Origin of the sequence: Bacillus sp. FDAARGOS_527, from assembly GCF_003812125.1 — a bacterium.
GTDB lineage: Bacteria > Bacillota > Bacilli > Bacillales > Bacillaceae_G > Bacillus_A > Bacillus_A paranthracis.
In genome coordinates, this window is sequence record NZ_CP033795.1 from 2,618,243 (window position 1) to 2,642,699 (window position 24,457).

25 protein-coding genes are annotated in these 24,457 nt (G+C 37.1%); 5 read left to right on the forward strand and 20 right to left on the reverse strand.

The genetic code is table 11. The features are described from left to right. Positions 1–97 precede the first annotated feature (97 nt). Entirely contained in the window at positions 98–1,531 is a 1,434-nt protein-coding gene (gene panF, locus EGX95_RS16055) for a sodium/pantothenate symporter (RefSeq protein WP_001104828.1), read from the reverse strand. A 3-nt stretch (positions 1,532–1,534) separates the two neighbouring features. Next, on the reverse strand, positions 1,535–1,813 hold the full coding sequence (locus EGX95_RS16060) for a YhdT family protein (RefSeq protein ID WP_000800722.1): 279 nt from the start codon (positions 1,811–1,813) through the stop codon (positions 1,535–1,537). A gap of 272 nt (positions 1,814–2,085) precedes the next feature. Here EGX95_RS16060 and dhaS point away from each other — a divergent pair, with 272 nt between their 5' ends. After that, positions 2,086–3,570 (forward strand): aldehyde dehydrogenase DhaS, encoded by a 1,485-nt coding sequence (gene dhaS / locus EGX95_RS16065; RefSeq protein WP_123805650.1) that lies wholly within the window; start codon positions 2,086–2,088, stop codon positions 3,568–3,570. A 50-nt stretch (positions 3,571–3,620) separates the two neighbouring features. Here dhaS and fabG read toward each other — a convergent pair whose 3' ends face one another. Further along, the gene (fabG, locus tag EGX95_RS16070; protein ID WP_000395029.1) at positions 3,621–4,361 is read right to left on the reverse strand and encodes a 3-oxoacyl-ACP reductase FabG; all 741 of its coding nucleotides are present in this window, start codon (positions 4,359–4,361) and stop codon (positions 3,621–3,623) included. Between the two features lie 283 nt (positions 4,362–4,644). Here fabG and EGX95_RS16075 point away from each other — a divergent pair, with 283 nt between their 5' ends. After that, on the forward strand, positions 4,645–4,794 hold the full coding sequence (locus EGX95_RS16075) for a YfhD family protein (RefSeq protein ID WP_001035808.1): 150 nt from the start codon (positions 4,645–4,647) through the stop codon (positions 4,792–4,794). Positions 4,795–4,866: 72 nt separating this feature from the next. On the opposite strand, the gene EGX95_RS16080 is transcribed toward EGX95_RS16075, so the two are convergent. The 17 genes from EGX95_RS16080 to fdhF form a co-directional block, all read right to left on the reverse strand. Then, positions 4,867–6,720, reverse strand: a complete 1,854-nt coding sequence (locus EGX95_RS16080; protein WP_000928116.1) for a terpene cyclase/mutase family protein — start codon at positions 6,718–6,720, stop codon at positions 4,867–4,869. A 99-nt stretch (positions 6,721–6,819) separates the two neighbouring features. Beyond that, a complete protein-coding gene (locus EGX95_RS16085) occupies positions 6,820–7,245 on the reverse strand; it encodes a divergent PAP2 family protein (protein ID WP_000447815.1) in 426 nt (141 codons plus the stop codon). 77 nt (positions 7,246–7,322) lie between these two features. Next, complete coding sequence (rarD, locus tag EGX95_RS16090) at positions 7,323–8,264, reverse strand: EamA family transporter RarD (RefSeq protein ID WP_000535531.1); 942 nt, start codon at positions 8,262–8,264, stop codon at positions 7,323–7,325. A gap of 92 nt (positions 8,265–8,356) precedes the next feature. After that, positions 8,357–8,605, reverse strand: coding sequence for a DUF1294 domain-containing protein (locus EGX95_RS16095; RefSeq protein ID WP_000871342.1), 249 nt, complete (start codon positions 8,603–8,605; stop codon positions 8,357–8,359). Between the two features lie 159 nt (positions 8,606–8,764). Continuing rightward, entirely contained in the window at positions 8,765–9,163 is a 399-nt protein-coding gene (locus EGX95_RS16100; protein ID WP_001056291.1) for a hypothetical protein, read from the reverse strand. 42 nt (positions 9,164–9,205) lie between these two features. Beyond that, the gene (locus EGX95_RS16105) at positions 9,206–9,430 is read right to left on the reverse strand and encodes a hypothetical protein (RefSeq protein ID WP_000752381.1); all 225 of its coding nucleotides are present in this window, start codon (positions 9,428–9,430) and stop codon (positions 9,206–9,208) included. Positions 9,431–9,444: 14 nt separating this feature from the next. Next, a complete protein-coding gene (locus EGX95_RS16110; RefSeq protein ID WP_000957502.1) occupies positions 9,445–10,494 on the reverse strand; it encodes a P-loop NTPase in 1,050 nt (349 codons plus the stop codon). 66 nt (positions 10,495–10,560) lie between these two features. Then, the gene (gene moaD, locus EGX95_RS16115; RefSeq protein ID WP_000628477.1) at positions 10,561–10,797 is read right to left on the reverse strand and encodes a molybdopterin converting factor subunit 1; all 237 of its coding nucleotides are present in this window, start codon (positions 10,795–10,797) and stop codon (positions 10,561–10,563) included. 4 nt (positions 10,798–10,801) lie between these two features. Then, positions 10,802–11,266 carry a molybdopterin synthase catalytic subunit MoaE gene (moaE, locus tag EGX95_RS16120; RefSeq protein ID WP_000531880.1) on the reverse strand — a complete coding sequence of 155 codons (465 nt, stop codon included), beginning with the start codon at positions 11,264–11,266 and terminating at the stop codon, positions 10,802–10,804. Then, the gene (gene moeA / locus EGX95_RS16125) at positions 11,247–12,554 is read right to left on the reverse strand and encodes a molybdopterin molybdotransferase MoeA (RefSeq protein WP_000442208.1); all 1,308 of its coding nucleotides are present in this window, start codon (positions 12,552–12,554) and stop codon (positions 11,247–11,249) included. Before moeA ends, moaE begins: the two co-directional genes overlap by 20 nt. Positions 12,555–12,572: 18 nt before the next feature. After that, entirely contained in the window at positions 12,573–13,589 is a 1,017-nt protein-coding gene (locus EGX95_RS16130) for a molybdopterin-synthase adenylyltransferase MoeB (RefSeq protein ID WP_000840940.1), read from the reverse strand. Positions 13,590–13,613: 24 nt separating this feature from the next. Beyond that, a complete protein-coding gene (locus EGX95_RS16135; protein ID WP_000864003.1) occupies positions 13,614–14,393 on the reverse strand; it encodes a formate channel in 780 nt (259 codons plus the stop codon). 200 nt (positions 14,394–14,593) lie between these two features. After that, the gene (gene moaA / locus EGX95_RS16140) at positions 14,594–15,610 is read right to left on the reverse strand and encodes a GTP 3',8-cyclase MoaA (RefSeq protein ID WP_000844135.1); all 1,017 of its coding nucleotides are present in this window, start codon (positions 15,608–15,610) and stop codon (positions 14,594–14,596) included. Positions 15,611–15,630: 20 nt separating this feature from the next. Next, positions 15,631–16,428 (reverse strand): formate dehydrogenase accessory sulfurtransferase FdhD, encoded by a 798-nt coding sequence (gene fdhD / locus EGX95_RS16145; protein WP_000802680.1) that lies wholly within the window; start codon positions 16,426–16,428, stop codon positions 15,631–15,633. 16 nt (positions 16,429–16,444) lie between these two features. Continuing rightward, positions 16,445–16,789 (reverse strand): Na-translocating system protein MpsC family protein, encoded by a 345-nt coding sequence (locus EGX95_RS16150; RefSeq protein WP_000039582.1) that lies wholly within the window; start codon positions 16,787–16,789, stop codon positions 16,445–16,447. Positions 16,790–16,905: 116 nt separating this feature from the next. Continuing rightward, positions 16,906–17,388 carry a helical membrane plugin domain-containing protein gene (locus tag EGX95_RS16155; protein WP_000729916.1) on the reverse strand — a complete coding sequence of 161 codons (483 nt, stop codon included), beginning with the start codon at positions 17,386–17,388 and terminating at the stop codon, positions 16,906–16,908. A gap of 12 nt (positions 17,389–17,400) precedes the next feature. Further along, positions 17,401–20,340 (reverse strand): formate dehydrogenase subunit alpha, encoded by a 2,940-nt coding sequence (gene fdhF / locus EGX95_RS16160; protein WP_001063646.1) that lies wholly within the window; start codon positions 20,338–20,340, stop codon positions 17,401–17,403. A gap of 332 nt (positions 20,341–20,672) precedes the next feature. Between fdhF and gerSA the strand changes: the two genes are divergently transcribed. Genes gerSA through gerSC form a run of 3 tightly spaced genes read left to right on the forward strand, consistent with a single transcriptional unit; the run spans position 20,673 to position 24,442 of the window. Next, complete coding sequence (gene gerSA, locus EGX95_RS16165) at positions 20,673–22,211, forward strand: spore germination protein GerSA (protein ID WP_000534508.1); 1,539 nt, start codon at positions 20,673–20,675, stop codon at positions 22,209–22,211. Next, entirely contained in the window at positions 22,208–23,305 is a 1,098-nt protein-coding gene (locus EGX95_RS16170; protein WP_000160318.1) for an endospore germination permease, read from the forward strand. Before gerSA ends, EGX95_RS16170 begins: the two co-directional genes overlap by 4 nt. Then, positions 23,306–24,442, forward strand: coding sequence for a spore germination protein GerSC (gene gerSC, locus EGX95_RS16175; RefSeq protein ID WP_001252221.1), 1,137 nt, complete (start codon positions 23,306–23,308; stop codon positions 24,440–24,442). Positions 24,443–24,457 lie beyond the last annotated feature (15 nt).

Sequence of the window (24,457 nt, forward strand, 5' to 3'; positions counted from 1 at the left end):
TGTTATTAATTTATGAATATTCACAGGATTACAGAATAAAAAGAACAAATTTATACGAAAAAACGCAGTCCTCTAAGGACTACGTTCTCCCACTAACCTATACTGTTTTCTTTACAGCACTCATACTTCCAACGATATAAGCGATAAACGCAAAACAAATTGGGAAGACAACTGTATGTATACCGAACGGATTTGGATAGAAAAGATGGATACACATATATGAGCTTACCCCAACTAAAATAGATGCAAGCGCTCCTGTTGCATTTCCTTTCCTCCAATATAACCCTAATACGATCGGCCAAATGAATGCTGCTTCTAATCCACCGAAAGAAAATAAATTCAACCATATTAAAAAATCAGGTGGTTTAATTGCTGCTGCATAAACGAGCAGTCCTACGATAGCAGTAATCCATAAACTCCCTTTTCTAATCGTACTATCTGCCGCATCTTTATTTATGTAATTTACGTATATATCTTTAATGATTGATGAACTTACAAGTAACAATAGCGAGTTTACTGTAGACATAATCGCTGCCATCGGTGCAGCTAAGAAAACTCCAGCTAACCAGGGAGGTAACACCTCCATCGCGAGTAGCGGCATTACTTTATCTGGTACCGTTATACCTGGAAGTACGACTCGTGCGAACACACCCGTTAAATGCATACCAATCATAATTGTACCCACAACAATCGTCCCAATTATTAACGCTTGATGCATCGCTTTTGAATTTTTATAAGACATGGCACGCACACTAATTTGCGGTAAACCGACAACGCCAATTCCAATTAAAATCCAAAATGATGTCACATATGTTTTCGTTAAACTACCATCCGCTCCGAATGGTGTAATTAAATTTGGATTGATTTGAACAAGTTCCTGCATAATCTTTTCAATTCCACCACCGGCAATGACAGTAGCAATTAAAATGATTGTCGTTCCAACTAACATAATGATACCTAATAATGTATCTGATAGAGCAACTGCACGAAATCCACCAATTAATACGTACACAAGTACAGAAAAAGTAAATAAAAATAGTGCTGTTGTATAAGAGAGACCCGTTAGCGACTCAATTAATCGACCACCGCCGACCCACTGAGCTACTGTTGCTGAAAATAAAAAGATAATAATACATAACGCAGAAAGTATGACAACTGCTTTATTATTATATCTTCCCTTTAAATAATCAATAAGAGTAATGGCTTCCATCTTCCTAGCGATAATTGCAAACTTTTTACCGATAACCGTTAAAACGATATACCCTGTTACAACTTGAATCGCAGATAACAATACCCATCCAAGCCCCATATTGTATGCTATACCAGGGCCACCAATGAAGCTACTAGCACTACCGTACGTAGCAATCATTGTCATTGCTAATAATAAACCACCGAGCTCACGCCCACCTAAAAAATATTCTTGCAAAAATTTATTATGGGCAGTCGCTTGTACACGTCTTGAAGCATATACACCAATTAAAAATACAACGATAAACGAAATTATCATTGGAATGATTACATACCAATTCATCTATTATTCCTCACTTTTTTCTTCCTCATCGAGTGAAATATCTTGAAATACAAAACGAACAACTAAACTAAGTAAAATAACCATAACGATAAATCCAACGATACAGCTATAAAAAAACCATGCTGGAAAACCAAATACATATGTATATTCACTTGGATTTTTACTACCAAGCCCATAAGCAAATCCGTACCATATTATAAAATTGATAATAGCAAGTCCAAGACCAATTAACGCTTCTCTATGGGCGATTCGAAAGCGTGGATCATCATGATAATTCTTCATTTTTCTCCCTCCTCTCACGATGTATTATTGTACCATTGTTCTTCTAGTTTTTCCTACTAGAAAGCAAAAACAAGCAGGATTTTTTATAATCATATAGAAGATTCTCTTACATTACATATTTTTTACAATTGCAACACAAATGAAATTTGAATTTTCAGTATTTGTTAATTATGATTTTAATTAGAGGCTTTCCATCTAGTTCCTACATCCTTGATTTCGGAATAAACGCCGTCTCGTACTGCGTTTAATTATATTTTCAAGGGGGTTATACAATGAGTCAACTAGCTGTAAATCTTCATGAAAAGGTAGAGAAATTTCTTCAAGGTACAAAAAAGTTATATGTGAATGGATCATTCGTTGAAAGCGCTTCCGAAAAAACATTTAACACACCTAACCCAGCAACTGGCGAAACACTTGCCGTCGTTTCTGAAGCTGGTCGCGAAGATATTCATAAAGCTGTCGTTGCAGCTCGCATGGCTTTTGACGAAGGTCCTTGGTCTCGCATGAGCACTGCTGAGCGAAGCCGGCTTATGTACAAGTTAGCTGATTTAATGGAAGAACATAAAGAAGAGCTTGCACAGCTTGAAACGTTAGATAACGGAAAGCCAATCCGTGAAACAATGGCAGCAGACATACCACTCGCAATTGAACATATGCGCTATTATGCCGGCTGGGCGACGAAAATCGTTGGTCAAACAATTCCTGTTTCCGGTGATTACTTTAACTATACACGCCATGAAGCTGTTGGTGTCGTTGGTCAAATTATCCCTTGGAACTTCCCGCTTCTTATGGCAATGTGGAAAATGGGAGCAGCGCTTGCTACAGGATGTACAATCGTTTTAAAACCTGCAGAACAAACTCCACTATCCGCACTATACTTAGCTGAATTAATTGAAGAAGCTGGATTCCCGAAAGGTGTTATTAATATCGTTCCTGGATTCGGTGAATCAGCTGGACAAGCTCTTGTTAATCATCCACTCGTTGATAAAATTGCATTTACTGGTTCTACTCCAGTCGGTAAGCAAATTATGCGCCAAGCATCTGAAACATTAAAGCGCGTTACACTTGAGCTAGGCGGTAAATCACCAAATATCATCCTGCCAGATGCTGATTTATCTCGCGCGATTCCTGGTGCACTTTCTGGTGTTATGTTTAACCAAGGACAAGTATGCTCTGCTGGATCACGTTTATTTGTTCCGAAGAAAATGTATGATAATGTCATGGCTGACCTTGTCCTTTACTCTAAAAAATTAAATCAAGGTGCTGGCTTAAGTCCAGAAACTACAATCGGTCCTCTCGTTTCTGAAGAACAACAAAAACGTGTAATGGGCTACATTGAAAAAGGAATTGAAGAAGGTGCTGAAGTACTATGCGGAGGAAGTAATCCATTCGATCAAGGATACTTCGTTTCCCCTACTGTATTCGCTGACGTTAATGATGAAATGACGATTGCAAAAGAAGAAATTTTCGGTCCAGTTATTTCTGCAATACCATTTAACGATATTGATGAAGTAATTGAACGTGCAAATAAATCACAATTCGGCTTAGCAGCTGGTGTGTGGACAGAAAATGTTAAAACAGCACACTACGTTGCAAGTAAAGTACGTGCTGGTACAGTATGGGTAAACTGTTATAACGTCTTTGATGCAGCATCTCCATTTGGAGGATTTAAACAATCCGGTCTTGGTCGTGAAATGGGATCTTATGCATTAAATAACTATACAGAAGTGAAGAGCGTTTGGCTTAACTTAAATTAATGAGAAAGAACCTGACCTATCCGGTCAGGTTCTTTTCATTATGTATGTCTTTAAACTTGCAGTCCTCCGCTCACATTTAATACTTCTCCTGTAATATAGGATGCGTATTCTGATGCTAAAAAGGCTGCTGCGTTCGCAATATCTTCTGGGGTTCCAATTCTACCAACTGGAATCGCACCAACCATCTTTTCTTTCACTTTATCTGGTATCGTTTTTGTCATATCTGTATCCATAAACCCTGGACAAATCGCATTACACGTAATACCGAAACTTCCAACTTCTTTCGCTGCCGTTTTCGTTAAACCTACAACGCCTGCCTTCGTAGCCGCATAATTTGCTTGACCTATGTTTCCTTCCCTACTAATTGAAGATATATTAATAATGCGCCCATACCCTTGTTGTCTCATGTAAAGAAGCGCTGGTTGCATACAATAAAAAACACCGGTTAAGTTCACTTGTAATACTTGTTCCCAAGCAGACTTCTCCATTTTATGTAACATTGCATCTCTTGTAATCCCAGCGTTATTCACCAAAATATGTAATGTACCGAATTTTTGAACCGCATATTCAATTAACGATTTCGCTTCATTTTGATTACTCACATCACATCGATATGAGCACACTTCATATCCTTCGTCCGATAACTCACGTGTCGTTTTTTGTAGCTTCTCTTCATTTACATCGCTAATTAATACTTTCGCCCCTAGCTTTGCATACACCCTTGCAATCTCTTTTCCAATTCCCTGTGCAGCTCCTGTTACAACAGCTGTTTTCCCGTTTAAAAACTCCATTGCTATCCCCCATTTCTATTACTTATACTGTATATTTCGGCTTTTTACTTTCCAATTCCTCTTTGTATAAAAAAGTCTATTTGTGTCAAACTAACTTTGCAACGTCGCATAAAGTGAAACTTTAATCAGTGGGGGTTTTCTTCCCCCCACTGATTATCAGCCCTCACCAATCGGACTTTTATGGGTAGCCCGATCCCCACCTAACTTCTTTGCTTTCGCTGAATTTTGAGGTCGGGTCTTACTGCCCATTAAAGCGGGATAAAGTGCAAGGAGATTGTGTCGAATGAACAAAAAAAATTTCAAACAAAACAAAGCTACTGATGGCATTGATGTAGAGTTCTCTCGTGAACTTGCTGACCACAATGACTTAGAAGCAAATGCACGTGCAAATGCCGCTGATGCACGTCAAAAACGCCAGTCAACTGAAAAATAAGGAAAACACAACCTTATTCTTTTCAACAGGGACCTACTACCCAACAAAATAAACCGAGAGGTATCTCTCGGTTTATTTTCTATATTTTTTTATATAATGTGCCAAAGTAAGTAGTGGATATATATGGGCATAGCTATGGTAACGAATATAAAACCCACCTGGTAAACCTGTTCCAGTAGGATATTTTTCATTCACATAAGGATTCGCAAGCAAATATGAAATACCTTTTCGAATAATTGGCGTTTCTGTATCATAGTAAGAAATGAGAGCATCTAGCGCCCATGCCGTTTGGGATGGTGTACTAAATGGTAAAGTAACGAACCTTTTCTCCACACTACTGTGGCATGATTCTCCCCATCCACCGTCTTTATGCTGTATATGTTCAAGCCATAAAGCTGCACGTTTTAATGATGGATTGCTAGATGGAATTCCGAATGACCGTAAGCCTGTCATAACAGCCCACGTACCATATATATAACAAATCCCCCATTTCCCATACCATGATCCATTTTCCTCTTGTACATTCATTAACCAATTTATCGCACTTTGTTTTTGTTTCTCAGGTAATTCATTTTGCGCGTATGTCCCGAAAAACTCTAACACCCTCCCTGTAATATCTGGTGTAGAAGGATCTGTAATCATATCACTTGCATTTTCGATTGGTAATTTTGCTAATATATTGCTCGTCACACCTTTTTCAAAAGCTCCCCAGCCCCCATCATTATTTTGTAATCCTTTAACCCAATTAATCCCTTTCTGCCAAGCATGATCTACCTTTTCGTTTCCTCTACTCCTTGCCAACACTCTTAGTACAGCTGTTGTATCATCAACATCTGGAACTGTCGTATTTACATCCGAAAAACCCCAACCACCTGGAGTAAGCGCTGAAGCATGTACGCTCCAATCAGCTTTTTTTGTATGCTGTTTTTTTAATAAATATGCTGTTGCATTTTGAAGCATTTTATTATCTTTCGGAACGTGGGCCTCTTGTAACGCATAGCTGAGTAAAGCTGTATCCCATACAGTTGAAGGAGAGTTTTGCAAATGATTACCGCTTTCCATCTTCCATATATAAGATGTTATCCCGGTTATAGCATTTTGAATTATTGATGATTGAAGAGAATGCCCTAACGCAAGTAAAGCATAAATCATATAAAACGAGGCAGTTGCGTAACTATATAACGTTCCATTTTCATCAATACGCTCTTTCATAAATCGTTCGACTTCCTCATACCCTTTATGATGTAACGAGAGTGGATACGAGATAATTTGTTTTACATCACTTACTAACGTTTGAAACAACGGAGACCGCTCCTCCCGAAACCATTCTCCGCCCCCGCCTGCAATGTGATTTAAATTTGGCAATAACTTTTTCCCTACTCGAAACCTTTTATTTAAACAGAGCATCATCGGAATTAAATGGATACGTGCTGAGCTACTCAATTCAAATATACTGAGGGGAGAATCATTCTGTAGAAACATGATTGGTGTTGGCAAATGAAAGAGTGAAGGATATTCATATTCTCCATGAACCGCTAATAAAAACTTCGTCATAAAATGAGCACGCGCCACGCCTCCGCGTTCCTTAATGAAATTTTCCGCTCGCTTCATATTCGCATCTTCTTTTGTATATTTTCCTGATGCAAGTAAGGCGGCATAAGATTGAATGGTAGCAGATAAATTACCACCCACTTCATCTTCATACAATTTCCATGTTCCTTCATTTGTTTGAAGTGATGCTAATCTTTTTACAAACGGTTCTATCTCTTTATCTCTACCTAATAATTTTAATAAAAAAATCATATGGCAATCTGTTAACGGAGCTCCTTCAAAACAAAATCGCCACGTACCATCTTGCCATTGCATCGATTGAAGTGCAGTTGCTCTTCTCGCTATTTCTTCATGCGCTTTTTCATATAATAACAAGTTACTCACCCACCCTTTTGAAATCCGTATAACGATATTCAAGAAAGTAGCTGAATATGTATGAATACAAAGAAAAGCAGAACATATAAAATGTTCTGCTCATAAACAATATCCTACTCCGACAATAATCCCTAATAAAGCACCAACTACTACTTCATACGGCGTATGCCCGACAAGTTCATTTAACTTCTTATATTCTGTTTGTCTACCGTGAAAAAACTCATTCAATATTTTCGCTTGTTTACTTACCGCAAGCCTTACTCCTGAAGCATCATACATAACTATAATGGCAAAAATAGCAGCAATTGCAAATAAAGTACTTTCCACACCTTCCACAACGCCAACACCTGTCGCCAGTGCTGTAACAGTTGAAGCATGAGAACTTGGCATCCCACCTGAAGCGAAAAACTTTGCAAAATCAAATTCGCCCGTTTTAAATAATTTAAAGACTACTTTCGTTAATTGTGCTAAAAACCATGAAATTACAGCGGCCATAAGCGGATCGTTATGTAAAATCGTTTCCACGTTCTCAGCTCCCTACTAGCTATAATGGAAATCCTATAGTATCAGTATAAAGAAAAATGCGTAGAAAATACTACGCATTACGATACTTTTGCTGATTTATTTTTTATAAATTTCGGTTGTTTCTGCACCAAGAACTTTGTTTTCGCTACCGAGAATACAAATAATGCAACCCATATACAAAAGAATGCAATCATATGAGTAGATGTGAAATGTTCACCAAATACGAATACACCTAAAATCAAACTAATTGTTGGTGCAATATATTGTAAAAACCCTACCATATAAAGCGGAATAAGTTGGGCTCCTTTTGCAAAATAAAAAAGTGGCAATGCTGTAACAATGCCCGCCCCTATTAATAGTAATGTCGATAACATTGAAATCGAGCCAAATGAGCCGAAACCATGTACTCCTGTCATTACTAAATAAATAATCGCAAACGGCGTCACTAACATCGTTTCCATCGTAAGTCCAATTGTCGCATCATAGTTTAACAATTTTTTCGTTAATCCATATAATCCAAATGAAAGGGCAAGTGATAAAGAAACCCATGGAATAGCCCCGAAACGTACTGTTAAAATGATAACCCCTACTCCAGCTAAACCAACTGCAACGTATTGCCAAAAGTTTAACTTTTCCTTTAAAACGACTGTACCAAGTAAAATACTAATAAGCGGATTAATATAATAGCCAAGACTTGCTTCTATGACATGATTATGATTAACGGCCCATATGTAGACAAACCAGTTTCCGCTAATCAAGACTGAAGCTATTGTTAACGACATTAATAATTTAGGTCGTTTAAAAAGATTCACGAACTCTCCAATAAACTGACGAAATCTCTTCGTAACACCTAATACGATTAACATAAACACGAATGCCCAAACGATGCGGTGTGCTAATATTTCATCTGCTGGGACTTCCTCAACCCATTTCCAATAGATTGGTAGTATTCCCCACATCGTATACGCACCAGCCGCATATATAATCCCTTTTTTTTGCTCTGCTGATTGACTCCCCATCTTCCTTTTTCTCCTCTTCTCATTTTTTCTCCATTATACGTTCCCACGTGCTCACTTTACCAATAATCAATCTGCATTTCTTTCGACATTTCTCATACAACGAATAATAAACATACCGTTATTACAACAAGTAACGGTATGCCGAAAACAAATTTCTTTTTATGAGTTTTATGATGAAACATATACATACCAATCCAAGCTCCAACTGCTCCCCCAGCTGCTGCTGATAAAAACAACGTACTTTCTGGCGTTCTCCACTGTTTCTTCTTCGCTTTTCGTTTATCAAGCCCCATAAGGCTAAAAGCTATAACGTTAATCATAATAAAATAAATCCATTTCATCGCTTTCTCTCCCTATGAAAAATTCGCTTAATGGTAACATGAAAAAACGATGGAAACAACTGAAGAACACTTTTTATTAATTCGTTACCTTCATATTTACATAGCCAATCAAAAGACTAATTATAGCTATTAAATAGAAAGATGTTATGGGCAAGATCCTTATATTTCATTCCCTTCACCCACTACCATAGCATCGAAAAAACTTCTCTCAATCACTTTTTCATCAAAGTGAAGAACTACAATTAGCCCTACATATAAAGAAACGAAATTTAAAAACCATTCCCCATTATCATCCTTATTAGCTAAACATTTAAATATCTCTTGAAATTGCATACGCTCGTCTATAGCAACAACCGGTCGCACACCAAAATATTTCAATACGAAATGTAAATCAAGCTGCACGGATAAGGATAAAATATATTTTAATAACTCCGTATAATGAGCAACATTTTTTTTACTATATAACTTCACGAGCTTTTGATGTAAATGAGTAATCGATAATTCTTCATCAGTCATTTTTGTTGCTTCTATCGTTTCAATCATCTTCTTCATATTCATTACATTTACCCCTCCTGTTACAAAACAAAAGCCAAAGCGTATTTATTTTATAATCAGCAATAATTGAGTATTTCTCGTCTCTCTTTCTTCTTCACTAACTAAGTCATACTTTTTTAGAAGATGAAAGACATCATTTAATATTTCCTGTGAATGATTACCTTGCAAAAATCCCTTTACCTCTTTAAAAATCACTTCCGGTAAAAAACTCTTTTGGCTCTCGAGCTTATTCATTACATCTTCAATAGAATGATCGATATTACATGCCATAAAAAATTCCTCCTCTATCCTTTATAAATAATATCTTCTGCTAACGATGTAAACACTTCTCCAACAAGAGAATCTTCATCATATACAGATGAACCGCTATTTTCTTCACGTTTTGCAAAAGGTACTTGTGCGATTACTTCTGTTTGCAATTGTTCTGCTAACATTTCCCCGCCGCCTTTTCCGAACAGATAATTTTTCGATCCATCTTGTTCTTCATAATAAGCCATGTTTTCCACAATACCTAAAATCTCGTGTTTCGTATGTTTTGCCATTACGCCTACTCTAGATGCTACGAATGAAGCTACATTATGTGGTGTTGTAACAATAATTTCTTTCGCCTGCGGAATCATTGCTGCAACATCAATAGCAACATCTCCTGTACCAGGTGGTAAATCAAGAAGTAAATAATCTAATTCTCCCCAGTGCGTATTCGCAAGGAAATTTTGAATCCATTTATTTAACATCGGTCCGCGCCACATAACCGGATTATTTCCTTCTGTAAAAAATCCCATAGACATAATTTTAACACCGTGACTAATAACTGGAATTGCTGTTTGATCAATCATCGTTGGTTTTTGATTCGTTTCCATCATAGCTGGAATGCTAAAACCATATATATCTGCATCTAATATCCCCACTTTTTTGCCCATACGAGCTAAAGCTGTTGCAAGATTAATTGTTACAGTTGATTTTCCGACTCCACCTTTTCCGCTCGTTACAGTAAGAAATTGTACTCCTGAATCAGGACGAAGCATGCTTGGCATACCAGTTTCTGTTCTAGTATTTTTCTTTAACTTCTCTGTTAAGACTGCACGTTCTTCTTTTGTCATAGAACTAAATGTTACAGCCACTTTAGAGGCACCAATTGCGTGAAGCGATTCTTCAATATCTTGTTGAATTTTTGATTTTAACGGACACCCTTGAATCGTTAGCACTACTTCAAGTTTAACCTCTGTTCCATTCATTTGTATATTTCTAACCATGTTTAACTCCACAATACTTTTGTGTAATTCTGGATCCTCTACATGTTTTAACGCATTCATTATTTGTTCTTGAGTAAGCATAGAACTCATCCCTTCTCGTATTCGAATTTATATATAGCATCTTCTTATCGTTTCAAGAAACGCTTATTATCCACCACTAACAGGCGGGATGAATGCGACAATATCTCCAGCTCGTATCATCTCCTCATTCGTTACAAACTCTTCATTAACAGCCACCATCACTCTATCAAGCGATTGTAAACTATAGTTTGCTTTGAGCCATTCTTTTAATTGCTGCACTGTCATTTCTTGTTTTTCTGAAATTACGAATCGATCTAATCCGACTTCCTCACGCAAATTTGCAAACAGTAAAATTGTAATCATTTTCTCATTCTTCCTTCTTCGGTTTTCCTGCTGGATATGGTGTATTTTCAAGTTGATCGCCAATCCACATCGTCCCATCTTCCCAAAATTCTTTTTTCCATATTGGGACGATTCGCTTTATACGTTCAATTGCGTATTCATTCGCTTCATAAGCTACTTTACGATGCGGTGATGAAACTGCAATGACTACCGCAATATCCATTATTTCTAGCCGGCCTACTCGGTGAGTAATTGCTACTTTTGCATCCGGCCATCTTTCACTAATTTCTTCACCAATTCTCATAAGTTGTTTTACTGCCATCGTTTCATATGCTTCATACTCTAAATATAGCGTTCGTCTTCCTTTTGTTAATTCTCTCACTGTACCAATAAAAGTTGTAATCGCACCTGCCTCTCTTCTTGCAACTTTATTCGTTACTTCTTCAACTACAATCGGTATATCAACAATCTCAAATAGCACTTGTCCCATTAGAATCACCTCTCACTTTATAAAATGTCCAAGGCCATTCACTACCTTCGTTATCTTCCAACAAGAGAACATCTACGAACATATCTTTTTTATACCCTCTCGTACCACCTGGAAGTACAATAAATATATTTGTCTCTGCTAGAGAAGAAACTGAACTAGATTTATCAAACCCTGACGGATAAGCGATTAACTGCCCTTCGTTATATGTTAGTTTTCCTCGTACAAATCTTGTAAATGGATTTGGCTTTAAAAAGTCTTCTCCTAATAACGCTTTTTCTCTTTTTACATGTGCTTTTTCACTAAACATATACGTCCGAATACAAGGTCTTACAAATAATTCAAACCCTACGTAACAAGCAGATGGATTTCCTGATAAACCGAATAATAACTTGCCATTTAATTGCGCTACAGTCGTAACACTTCCTGGCCTCATTGCAACTTTATTGAAAAGAACTGATGCACCTAATTTTTCATATATAGCTGGCAAATAATCGTAATCCCCTACTGATACACCACCTGTTGTAATGAGCATATCTACTTGGCTTAATGCTTCTTTTACAGCCGTAAAACACGTATAAAAATCATCGCTAAACTTCCCAAAATATTTTACTCTTCCGCCTGCTCTTCGGATTTGAGACAATATCATATACGTATTACTATTTCGGATTTTCCCTGGCTGTAATGAATCGTTTACATCCAGTAATTCACTGCCAGTCGCTAATAGTCCAACTACAGGCTTTCTCGCAACTGGCACCTCGCTATACCCGAACGTAGCAAGAAGAGCTGAAATACCTGGATGAATGTATGTTCCTTTCTTTGCAAGAACCGTTCCTTTACGAGCATCTTCACCTTGAAAAGAAATATTATCGCCCGTTTTGAATGACCGTTTCAATTCCATATACTTACTGCCAGCCTCCTCATATTGACGAGTCAGCTCTAGCATAACAACTGCATCACATCCACTCGGAATCTGTGCTCCCGTCATAATTCGAACTGCTTGAAACGGACCTACTTTCTCATCGAATAGCGATCCTGCACCAATTTCACCCACTACTTCAAATACAATTGGCGTTTCATAACTTGCTAAATTCGTATCTTCTGCTCTAATAGCAAACCCGTCATACGGTGAACGATTAAATGACGGCACATCATGGTCAGCTACTAAATCCTCTGCTAATATACGTCCGTAAGCTAATTCAATAGGTAGTAGCTCCTTTAAGCCGTTATGAGCAAATCCCATCACTTTACGAACAGCCTCTTCAACTGTGATTGGTACTCTTCTTTCCATTGTTGACAACCCTTTCTATTAGCCGAATACGCAATAATATAGTTGTTTCGCTTTCGAAATATCATTTGTGCCATGAATAAAAACACGACCATCCCGAAAAACAACGATGCGGTACTCATCTAATTGGCAAGATAGTAAATACGGATTCCGATTTACTTCCCCCACTTTTTTTAATACTTTTTCTATATCATCAAAATTGTATTTTCTATTGTCTACTGATCTAATTTGAACTGTATTTCTTCCGCATAAAGCAGCTACCTTCGTTTGGTTTTCATATGATAAATAAGGATAAGTTCGATTCAAACCACATGAGAGACAAGCGTCTGTTTTTATTTTCCCTAGTTTTATAAAATGGTTTTGATTACTCCATATATCAAACATGAAAAATGTTTTTCTAATTGCTGCAAAATCTTCTACTAAAATTTTGAGTGCTTCCGCCACTTGATATGCTGCGACGATTTGTACAGTCGGGCTAATAATTCCAGCTGTATCACACGTCACACCTGTAACTGGAACGTTCTTCAGCACACAATGTAAACACGGTGTCTCTTGTGGAATAATTGTACAACTCATACCGTACGAGCCAACGCAAGAACCATATACCCACGGGATATTATGTTTTTGTGATAAGTCATTTATTATAAATCGGATATCGAAATTATCTGTTGCATCAATGATTACATCGACATTTTCTAATAGCTCTTCCAAGTTTTCTACACATGCATCCATTACGAAAGCATGTATTTGTACTTCCGCATTAAGTTTTTCTAGCCGATTTTTAGCAGCGATTGCTTTTGGCAATTTCTCTCTTGCATCTTGTTCAGAGTACAATTGTTGCCTTTGTAAATTACTCCATTCAACGTAATCGCGATCTATAATCGTCAACTTGCCAATACCTGCACGTACGAAACTTTCGGCACTTGCACTTCCTAATGCGCCTACTCCTACAATTAACACATGTTTATTTCGAATTTTTTCTTGCCCTCTACTCCCAATTGGTTTAAACAAATGTTGTCGTGAATACCGCTCAGCCATTACATACCCTTCCTCTCACGAACTCTATTTCATATTAGAATGTTGTTTTTGATAACAAGCAAAGTACGCAAATCCAACAAAACCAGCTCCGCCAATTACATTTCCGATAAAGACAGGAACAAAATTTTTAGCAAGATCCATCCATGTCAAATGACCTGCAAAAATAACTGCTGAGATGACAAACATATTTGCTACCACTTGCTGAAATCCAATCACTACAAATGCCATAATTGGAATCCAAATTCCGATTATTTTTCCGACAAAATCACTCGTCCCATAAGCGAGCCAAAGCGCCAAACAAACGAGCCAATTACACCCAATTGCTAAAATTAAAGTTCTCCCAAATGATTCATGTAACTTTCCTTCTGCTATCGCTACCGTTTTATTTAAATAATCTCCCTCTGTTAATCCGCCAAGATGACCGAAACAATACGCTACGAAAATAGCTCCTACAAAATTCATGAAAGTAATCCAAATCCAGTTATTTAGCACACTAACCAATGTAATTTTCTTTGCATATAGCGCCATAGATAGTGACATCATATTTCCGGTAATTAATTCTCCTCCTGCTAATACGACGAGCATGAGTCCAACAGGAAAAACCGCTCCTCCTAAAACATTCACTAAACTCCCCCAGCGCTCAGGCAAATTACCTAAAACGCGAATGTTAAGTAAAAAACCTAGCGAAATAAACGCTCCTCCTAAAAAACCGAGAATAAGCATTGCTGGCAAGGTCTGACTTACTTTTTGAACACCGGCCTCAATGACAAGCTCAGCAATTTGTTCCGGTTTATGAAATGCCATTACTAATTCCTCCATTTTCTCCAAATAAAAAAGCAGCTTCAAAAAACCTCCTCAAAATAAAGGTTTTTGAATGCTGCTTAATTTCTCTGCACATCTTTTACAGAGAGATCAATCATCACTTTTACTATAAAATAGAAAATCTACAAACGTTGCACATCTTCCATTTTGTATATACTGCATCATAGTGTCACGCTTATATATCAACCACCAATATGTGACATTTCAATTTTAGGTGCTCTTCTTTTACTTGTATGACTTAAGCGTTCATCTGAATAACGATCTTCTCGTTTGTTCCATATATCGCGTACGACATCTGTTATTTCCTCGTCAGTGTATTCTGATCGAAGCAGTTCTCTCAAATCATTTCCTATAGAAGCGAACAAACAAGTATATAATTTTCCTTCTGCAGAAATACGAGCTCTCGTACATGAGGAGCAGAAGGAGTCTGTTACTGATGAAATAATACCTATTTCTTCATCACTTCCAATATAACGATAGCGAGTCGCAACCTCTCCTGCATAATTCGCTTCTATTCGTTCTAATGGCATAACTTGATGAATCGTATCTACTATTTCTTGTTTAGAGACAACCTCTTTTAAATCCCAACCGTTATAATTTCCAACGTCCATATACTCAATAAAACGAAGAATATGTTTATTTTCCTTAAAGTATTGCGCCATCTGCAAGATATCTTGTTCGTTTTTCCCCTTTTGAACGACCATGTTTATTTTAATTTTCATACCGACTTCAGCTGCAGCTTGTATTCCTTCCAGAACCCTTTGTACTTTGCTTCTATTACCATTCAAATAGAAAAACCGCTCTTCTTCTAAGGAATCTAAACTAACTGTCACACGTGATAAACCCGCCTTATATAAATCAGGAGCAAACTTTTTAAGTAACGATCCATTAGTTGTTAAACCGATATCCTCCACACCATCTATTTTATTCAGGCGCTCGATAAGCTGCGGAAGACCTCTTCGAAGTAACGGTTCTCCGCCTGTAATCCGTAATTTTCTAACACCTAAAGAAACGAAAATACGCGTTATCCTTTCAATTTCATCAAAAGATAAAATTTTATCATTAGACAAAAACGAGTAATCCGGACCAAATATTTCTTCTGGCATACAATATCGACAGCGAAAATTACAGCGATCAGTAACTGAAATACGTAAATCCTTTAACGGACGTTGTAGTTTGTCTAATGTGACAGATTTCATATTTATTGCCTCGCTTTTACTTATTTTATATTTAAAACACGCTCCGGATGCGTATATACATTTAAGGATTCATTCCGAATAAACCCTATCGTAGTAATACCTAATTCTTCAGCTAGCTGTAAAGCCAACTCAGTTGGAGCTGATTTTGACAGTATAATTTCACAACCAATTTTTGCAACCTTCAATAGTATTTCCGAAGAAATACGACCACTAAAAACAATGATTTTATCTCTTATAGAAATATTATTTTTTAAGCAATAACCGTAAATTTTATCTAACGCATTATGTCTACCGATATCCATTCGACTTAAAATAATACCACTCACATTGCACAAAGATGCATTATGAACGCCGCCTGTATGATGAAACGTCTCTGCAGATTGCTGCATTTCTTTCATTAATCGAAAACAGTCTTCTGCAGCAACCTGTACATGAACGCCATTCATTTTCTTTGCGCTTAATGCATCATTTGCAAAAACAAACCCTTGTCTACTCATGCCACAGCATGAAGTAATATAGCGTTTATTTTGCATTTGTTCGTAATACGGATTTACTTTTGTCGTCGTGACATGTACAAATCCTTCTTTCTCTTGTACCCATATGTCATCAATATCTTCATACTTCCGAATAATTCCTTCAGATGCTAGGAAGCCTATTACCATATCTTCTATATATTCTGGAGTACTAACCATTGTAACAAACTCCTGTCCGTTCATTTTAATCGTGACTGGAAACTCTGTTACAATGCTGTCCTCTATATGCTTAAACGCCCCTTGTTCATAACGAAAGATTTCTCTTTCTACCTGTATCGGTTTCACGATCAGTATCCTTCTCTCACGTTATATTTTTATCAAAAACAAATACCGAAACTGCAATATCTTCTTCTACTTTCATATCTGAAAACAAATTCACTAATTTCGCTCCAACAAGTTCCTCCAAATGTTCACGGGAATTCGCAGCATACACTTCTTGAATCATTTTCGTTCTAGCCATATGAACCATTTCCGCACCGTCCATCGTACTTGAAATGAATTTCTCAGTAGGTGTTAAATTTCCGTAAAGAGTTGCAATCGCCATATTTTCAGCAAAAACAGTATGAATTCGTTCTGGCCCTTTTCCGAAAAGTTCCTTTCGAAGTTTTCGAATCATATCATTAAATTCATGTACTTTTTTTGACATACAATTATACCTCCCAAAAAACCTCATTTTACTTTATTATATATTTTACCAAAATGAGCCTTCCGCCCAAACTATTTCGTACAAACATTTGGGCGAAAGGATTCACTTCGTGAAGGTTACTCGTCTTTTAACCCTTTACCCATACCTTTTAAGAAATGAAGCCCAAATCCGATAGCACGGTTAATGTCCGGATCTTTCAATACTTTCATAAGATCGAATACTCCTACTTTTTTATTACTCTCTAGATGCTCATTACCTTCTTCTAGCCCTACTAATAAGCTACCTATAAGCTTTTTCGTAAGTTCCGGGTCAAGTTCTGTTAAAGCACCCGCAGCCCCCATCATATTATTAATTAAATTTGTAACCGGCTCACGAGTCACTTGGCCAAGAACAATCTTTGCGATTGGTTCTTTCGCCTTTAGCATAGAATTTGCAGCTTCTAACATGCCAATATCATTCAATTCCCCTACAATGTTAAACATTTGATTTAGAGCGTCTTCATTATTAACTAGAAGCTCTTTTAAATCATCTAATTTTTTCTGTTTTATTTCTTCCTCAGTTAATTCTTGTTTTTGAATCACTTTTATAGGTGCAGCCATATTTTTCTCCTCCTACTTATCCGTTAAATGCACATACCCTGGACGTGCCCACTTACGATGTACCTCAATGCCAGCTTGAGGGTGACGTTTTTTATTACGCGGATTCGCTTTTGGCATCGGATTTTCACCCTCAATTTCCAGCACTTCCATACGCACTTTCGTCTGTTTATAAGCAGGTGTGTTCGTACGCGTATCAACGGCAGGACCTGTTAAGAAATTAATTGCTGTTTCATTATCTGTAGAGTTCATCGGTAAATATAACTCATTCGCTTTTACACGATTTGTTACAAGTGCACGTAATTTTAACGCTCCAAACGGAGAGACAAGACGGACTAATGAACCAGTTTTTACTCCACGTTCTTTTGCAAGTGCTGGAGAAACTTCAACGAAAACGCCAGGCACTTTCGTTTGAATACCTGTTGATTTATTTGTCATATTCCCTTCATGGAAGTGCTCAAGCATACGACCATTGTTAATATGAAGGTCGAACTCAGCTGGGAATTCAGCTGGGCGCACCCAGTCAGCAATCGCAAAACGAGCTTTTTTATCTGGGAAGTTAAATCCATCTTGGAAAAGTAATGGTGTATTCGTGCCGTCAAAACTTCCCCAATGGAAACTATTCCATCCTTCCAGTACTTCATAGTTTGCTTGTGAGAATAGTGGTGATAAACTTGCCATTTCAGCAAAGATTTCACTTGGATGGCTATAATTCCAGTTTGCACCTAATTTATTCGCAACTTCCTGCACGATCCACCAGTCTGGCTTCGCATCTCCAAGCGTAGGAAGAACTTGATATAGTCTTTGAACACGACGCTCTGTATTTGTGAAAGTACCTTCTTTTTCAAGAGATGGCGCTGCTGGTAATACAACATCTGCATATTGAGCCGTTTTAGATAAGAAAACATCTTGCACAACGAAGAAATCAAGGCTTGATAATACTTCATGTACATGATTTGCATTAGAGTCTACAAGAGCCATGTCTTCTCCAACAAGATACATAGCTTTCATTTTCCCTTCGTCAATCGCGTGAAGCATTTCAATATTATTCAGACCTGGTTCACTATTAATTTTCACTCCGTAAGCCATTTCAAATTTCGCACGTTCCATATCGTTCGTAACGTGCTGATATCCAGGAAGCCATCCTGGTAAAGTACCCATATCACAAGCACCTTGTACGTTATTATGACCTCGAAGCGGATATGCACCAGCGCCTGGACGACGATAATTACCTGTTGCAAGTAGTAAGTTTGAAATCGCAGCGGAAGTATCAGATCCACCTGTATTTTGCGTTACCCCCATTCCCCAAAGGATACATGTACCATCTGCATCACGAATCATTTCAGCCATTTGAATCAGTGTTTCTTTTGAAATACCAGTCATTTCTTCTGCATATTCAAGTGTATATGCTGTAAGGCTCTCTTTGAAATCTTCAAAGAAATTTACATTCTCATCAATAAATCGTTGATCGTGCCAGCCTTGATCAATCGTATATTTCGTAACAGCCATTAACCATACTTGATCTGTTCCTTGTTTTGGACTAATAAAGACATCTGAACGCTCTGCCATTTCTGTTTTACGAAGATCAGCCACAATTAATTTTTGTCCGTGTAATTTATGTGCACGTTTAATACGTGTAGCTAAAACAGGATGACCTTCTGTCGGATTACAACCTACAATAATAACAAGACCAGATTGTGCAATATCTTTAATCGTTCCAGCATCTCCGCCCATACCAATTGTCCGGAATAATCCGTCTGTCGCTGGTGATTGACAATAACGTGAGCAGTTATCAATATTATTCGTTTCAAATACTTGTCGAGCTAATTTTTGAATCACATAATTGTCTTCATTCGTAATTTTAGATGAAGAAATAAAACCGATAGCATCTTTTCCGTACTCTTCTTTAATCGCTCCTAATTTACTTGCAACTACATTCAATGCTTCTTCCCATGTAGATTCAACAAACGTTCCATTTTTACGAATTAAAGGTTTCGTAATTCGTTCTTTAGAATTTACGAAGTCCCAACCGAATTTTCCTTTTACACAAGTAGAAATTGCGTTAACTGGCGCATCAGAAGAAGGTTGTACTTTAAGAATTTTACGTCCTTTCGTCCACACTTCAAATGAACACCCTACACCACAAAATGTACATACTGTTTTCGTTTTCTTCGTGCGAGTATCACGCATGGCCGCTTCCACTTCTGATACCGCAAAAATACCGCTATATCCAGGCTCAACTTCTTTAATTAAATCTACCATTGGTTCAAGAATATCTGGTTTTAATCCCGTCATAAATCCAGCTTCACCAAGCATCGTTTTTTCCATTAAAGCGTTACAAGGGCAAATCGTTACACATTGACCACAGCTCACGCATGAAGAATCATTAATATTTACTCCTTCATCCCAAATCACTCGTGGTCGCTCCGCTTCCCAGTCTATCGATAACGTTTCATTTACTTGTAAGTTTTGACACACCTCAACGCATTGACCACATGCAATACATTGATTCGGGTCATAGCGATAAAACGGATGCGTCATATCAACTTCACTTACATCTACTTTCGGTTCATAAGGATATTTTTGATGTTCGATTTCCATTAATTCTGCTGTATTATGCAGTTTACAGTTCCCATTGTTGTTGTCACATACTGTACAGTATAATAAATGATTTTCTAATAACCGATCCATTGCCTCTGTTTGTGCTTCTTTCGCACGAGTAGAGTTACGTTCAATGTTCATACCTTCTGTCGCTACTGTCGAACAAGAGCGCATTAACTTTCCGTCAACTTCTACAATACAAGTGTCACATGTTTGAATAGGATCTACTTCTGGCACGTAACAAATTTGCGGATGTTCAATCCCGTTCTCATTTATAACACCCAATATCGTTGAACCGGGCTCCGCTGTATACTTTTTTCCGTCAATTGTAATATGAACCATGTTGTTATTCATGGTCTTTCCCCCTTTTTGAGAATAAAAAAACTCCACCACGAAAATATACGCACCACATTTCGGCACGTTATTATCATGGTGGAGTAGTTTATTAGCACATCTTGCTAAAATACCAATCCATTTATTCATAAATAAAACGATAGATTCATAACAGGTCATATCACGATTCCATCTTTAACACTATAATTATAGCGTTAAAGTTAAAAATATACAATATAAAATTTAAACTACGCATATGTGAGCTTGGAACTATCCATAATAACCCATATAAAGTGAAACTTTAATCAACCCTCACCAATCGGGATAAAACATAACAAGGAGTAAGCAAACAAATGGGGTCTTTTAATAAATGGATTCGTGGTGAAAAATCTTTTTCTACCCAAGAGCAAGCTGATCACACATTAAATAAATTTATCTCTTCTTCCCTTTCCCTTAATTTAAAGCACTTGTCCAAACTGTTTAGCGGTATTCCAGAATTAATAACACGCACTTTTCCATTAAAAAACGGACAGGAAGCTGCACTTATATATATGGAAGGACTTGTAGACAAAACTGTTATTAACGTAAACATCCTTCGTCCTCTCTTGTTTAAAGAGTGGAATGAAGACGATTTTTGGGAAGCCTCTGTTTCTATCGGAAATATTAAAAAAGTTCAACAGTGGACAGACATTGAACAATCTCTTTTACACGGCAAAAGTATTTTATTTATAAACGGGCAATTATCCGCTTTAGAGCTTGATACGCAAGCGGCACCAAAAAGGAGCATTGAAGAGCCTACAACAGAGAGCTCCATAAAAAGCTCACACGAAGGATTTAATGAAGTAGCGAGCGACAGCCTTGCACTTATTCGTCGATATATTCCAAATCGCGAATTGAAAGTAAAGGAATTCACTGTTGGTGAACGAGCTACTTCAAAAGTTTTTTTGCTGTACTTAGCAGACATTGCAAACGAAGATGTTGTACAAGAGATGGCCTGCCGCATCGAATCAATCAAAGTAGATGCCATTCTTACTACCGGAGAATTAGAAGGATTTGTTGAAGATAATTCCTATACTCTCTTTCCGCAATTATCAATAACTGAACGCCCTGACACAACAGCACATCATATTCTGGATGGGCGAATTGCTGTTGTTGTAGATCGTTCACCAGGCGTATTAATAGGACCAATGACTTTTTCAGCTTTTTTTCAGACGATAGATGATTACAGCTTCAGACCAATGATTCCATCTTTTATACGATTACTTCGTTTCACTGGATTATTTATTGCAATTTTTGCTCCTGCTCTTTATATTGCTATGATTTCCTTTCATTATGAAGTGATTCCCCTTAAATTATTGTTAACGATTGGAGAATCTCGAGCTAAAATTCCTTTTCCTCCTATATTAGAAGCACTTTTGATGGAATTAGTACTTGAAATGCTCCGCGAAGCTGCAGTTCGGCTTCCTGGACCCGTTGGACAAACCATTGGTGTCGTAGGAGGAATTGTTATTGGACAAGCTGCAGTTCAAGCAGGAATAGTAAGTAATGTTATGGTTATCGTCGTATCTATTACTGCAGTTGCTTCTTTCATCATCCCTAATCTAGAAATGTCTGCAGGAATTCGCCTTCTTCGATTCCCAATGATGATAATTGCCTCTTTATTTGGTGTCATTGGTATTATGGTTGGGATGGCAATCATTATTATTCATATACTTTCTATGGAATCTCTCGGTGTTCCTTATGGTAGTCCTTTTTCTCCGTTATTTGCTTCGGATTTAAAAGATATTCTTATACGTTTACCATGGAAAATAATGAAGAAGCGCCCGCTATCCCTTAACTTAAAACAAGAGAATCGACAACGCGATATAGAAGGAACGGAGGAAGAGAAGTGACAAAGCATGCAAAGAGGGAGATTAGTTTATTTCAATACATTTTAACGATTAGTGGTGTTCAAGTAGGATTCGGTGTCCTTACACTTCCTCGCGAAGTTGCACAAGGGGCGAATACAGATGGATGGATTTCTATCATTATTGGATGCGCTATCACTACTTTAGTCAGTCTATGTATTGTGAAAATCATGGAAAAGCACCCTGGGTATACTTTACTCGATGTGCTAACTCGTTATCTTGGGAAGTGGCTAGGAAGAGCAGGAATGATTTTTTGGATTTTATATGCTGTCCTTGCAGCTATTTCCTTAATTTTTTCCCTCTTATACGTTATTCACATTTGGATTTTACCTAGAACTCCAATGTTTTTAATTATGATTTTACTATCTATTCCCATGCTTATGCTCGCATGTAAAGGCGTTCTTATTATAAGTCGTTACGCTGTTTTCACTGTGTTTTTCACACTGTGGATGCCTTTACTATTGTTTATCCCTCTTAAAGATGGGCATTGGATATACCTTCTCCCTCTTCTTAAAGAGGGCTGGATACCAGTTTTAAACACCGTAAAATCAACTATTATTGCATTTCTTGGATTTGAGTTTGCATTTATCCTTTATCCTTATTTGAATAACAAATCCTCTGCCAAAAAAGGGATTGTTATCGCAAATTTAATTACACTATTTCTCTATCTTCAAGTCACGTTCGTTTCTTTCGTTTATTTTAGTCCAGATGGTATAACAAAGTTTTTATGGCCCACCCTTTCTCTTGTTACACCATTTCACTTTTCATTTCTGGAACGGTTTGAAATTATTTTTTTATCTTTTTATCTCTTCATTATTTTTGATTCTTGCATTCCTTACATATTTACCGCTTCAGATGGAATCAATCAATTACTTAACAAAAAAGGGAGTTCCTTACCTATTTGGTTTTTATTATTCGGGTGTATTGTTGTCTTATTCTTTTATATCCCTTCCTCTTACCAAATAAGTGCTTTGCGAGACTTTTGGGGAACTGCCAGTTATTTTATCGTTTTTCTGTTTCCAGTCGTATTTCTCTTATACATGACACTTTATCAGCATTGGAAAAGGAGAAAAATTTAAATGAGACGCTTTATTCATTTCACTATACTTTACTTTCTCATAACCTTTTTAACAGGCTGTGGAGATCGGCTAGACTTAGAAAAACAATCAATTTCATTAATTTACGGCTTTGACGCAAAAGCAAAAGGAAAATTAATTGTGTACCACGTAAATCCTATTTTTAATGAAGATGTAGAAAAAAAGTACGAAACACATGAAGCGAAAGTACGTACACCTCGAGAAGCAAAAGCAACGTTTAATAGTTCAAGTGGCGGTTTAGTATCTACAGAAAAGTTACAGCTCATTTTATTTAGCACAAATTTTTTAAAACAAGAAGGGGCTATGCCTTACCTTGATGTTTGGTATCGTGATCCTAAAAACACTGGAAACATGCGTATGGTTGCAGTAGACGGTCCAATTTCTTCAGTTATATATAATAACTTTAAAGACAAGCCTGCCCTTCCCGAGTATTTAACAGATTTAATTAATACGAACAAACTGTACAATCGGACCGTTTTTACAACATTCCATGAATTTCACAGGCAAACGTTTAATAAAGGTATAACACCTGCTATTTCAGAAATAAAAAAAGGTAAAAAAGATGTTATCGTTACCGGTTCCGCGCTATTAACTTCTCGCGGAATTTATAAAATGTCATTAAATCGTTATGAAAGCGCCCTTCTTCTTTTGTTACAAAAGAAAGCGAATACACCGGTTTCGCTTACATTGAAAATCCCTTCTACTTCAGTTGAAAGTAATAGTGATTTAAAAGATACCGATGGCGGCGATTTCGTAACAATAAATGTTCTTAGCATGAATCGTGATATCCATACAGACTATAGCGATAACCGCTTCAAATTTAATGTTAAAATGAATTTAAAAATCGCTGTATCTGAACTTACATTCAATATGGATATAGACAAAGATAGAAAGAAATTAACTTCTCTTGTTACAAAACAACTAAACAAAGATTTGAACGATTTAATCCACAACATTCAAAAACAGCAGCTTGATCCATTCGGATTTGGTGATTATGCGAGAGCGTTTCAATATGAAAAATGGAAAAGAGTTGAAGACGATTGGCCGAGTGCCTTTTCAAAAGCTAACGTAAAAGTAGCACCTACTATTAAAATTTTAGAAAATGGGATTATTAAATAGCAAAAACACGCTACT

Excerpts from the sequence above, each read along its gene's own strand:
- EGX95_RS16130 (WP_000840940.1), bottom strand. The coding sequence starts at position 13,589 with ATGGCTGAGCGGTATTCACGACAACATTTGTTTAAACCAATTGGGAGT.
- rarD (WP_000535531.1), bottom strand. The coding sequence starts at position 8,264 with ATGGGGAGTCAATCAGCAGAGCAAAAAAAAGGGATTATATATGCGGCT.
- EGX95_RS16155 (WP_000729916.1), bottom strand. The coding sequence starts at position 17,388 with ATGGCTGCACCTATAAAAGTGATTCAAAAACAAGAATTAACTGAGGAA.
- moaA (WP_000844135.1), bottom strand. The coding sequence starts at position 15,610 with ATGAAATCTGTCACATTAGACAAACTACAACGTCCGTTAAAGGATTTA.
- EGX95_RS16150 (WP_000039582.1), bottom strand. The coding sequence starts at position 16,789 with ATGTCAAAAAAAGTACATGAATTTAATGATATGATTCGAAAACTTCGA.
- moaD (WP_000628477.1), bottom strand. The coding sequence starts at position 10,797 with ATGATTACAATTTTACTGTTTGCAAATTTGCGTGAGGAAGTCGGATTA.
- EGX95_RS16060 (WP_000800722.1), bottom strand. The coding sequence starts at position 1,813 with ATGAAGAATTATCATGATGATCCACGCTTTCGAATCGCCCATAGAGAA.
- fabG (WP_000395029.1), bottom strand. The coding sequence starts at position 4,361 with ATGGAGTTTTTAAACGGGAAAACAGCTGTTGTAACAGGAGCTGCACAG.
- EGX95_RS16100 (WP_001056291.1), bottom strand. The coding sequence starts at position 9,163 with ATGAATATGAAGAAGATGATTGAAACGATAGAAGCAACAAAAATGACT.
- EGX95_RS16135 (WP_000864003.1), bottom strand. The coding sequence starts at position 14,393 with ATGGCATTTCATAAACCGGAACAAATTGCTGAGCTTGTCATTGAGGCC.
- EGX95_RS16105 (WP_000752381.1), bottom strand. The coding sequence starts at position 9,430 with ATGGCATGTAATATCGATCATTCTATTGAAGATGTAATGAATAAGCTC.
- EGX95_RS16110 (WP_000957502.1), bottom strand. The coding sequence starts at position 10,494 with ATGCTTACTCAAGAACAAATAATGAATGCGTTAAAACATGTAGAGGAT.
- panF (WP_001104828.1), bottom strand. The coding sequence starts at position 1,531 with ATGAATTGGTATGTAATCATTCCAATGATAATTTCGTTTATCGTTGTA.
- dhaS (WP_123805650.1), top strand. The coding sequence starts at position 2,086 with ATGAGTCAACTAGCTGTAAATCTTCATGAAAAGGTAGAGAAATTTCTT.
- fdhF (WP_001063646.1), bottom strand. The coding sequence starts at position 20,340 with ATGAATAACAACATGGTTCATATTACAATTGACGGAAAAAAGTATACA.
- gerSC (WP_001252221.1), top strand. The coding sequence starts at position 23,306 with ATGAGACGCTTTATTCATTTCACTATACTTTACTTTCTCATAACCTTT.
- gerSA (WP_000534508.1), top strand. The coding sequence starts at position 20,673 with ATGGGGTCTTTTAATAAATGGATTCGTGGTGAAAAATCTTTTTCTACC.
- EGX95_RS16075 (WP_001035808.1), top strand. The coding sequence starts at position 4,645 with ATGAACAAAAAAAATTTCAAACAAAACAAAGCTACTGATGGCATTGAT.
- moeA (WP_000442208.1), bottom strand. The coding sequence starts at position 12,554 with ATGGAAAGAAGAGTACCAATCACAGTTGAAGAGGCTGTTCGTAAAGTG.
- EGX95_RS16095 (WP_000871342.1), bottom strand. The coding sequence starts at position 8,605 with ATGAAATGGATTTATTTTATTATGATTAACGTTATAGCTTTTAGCCTT.
- moaE (WP_000531880.1), bottom strand. The coding sequence starts at position 11,266 with ATGGGACAAGTGCTATTTGAGATTGTTGATATACCGATTGTAGTTGAA.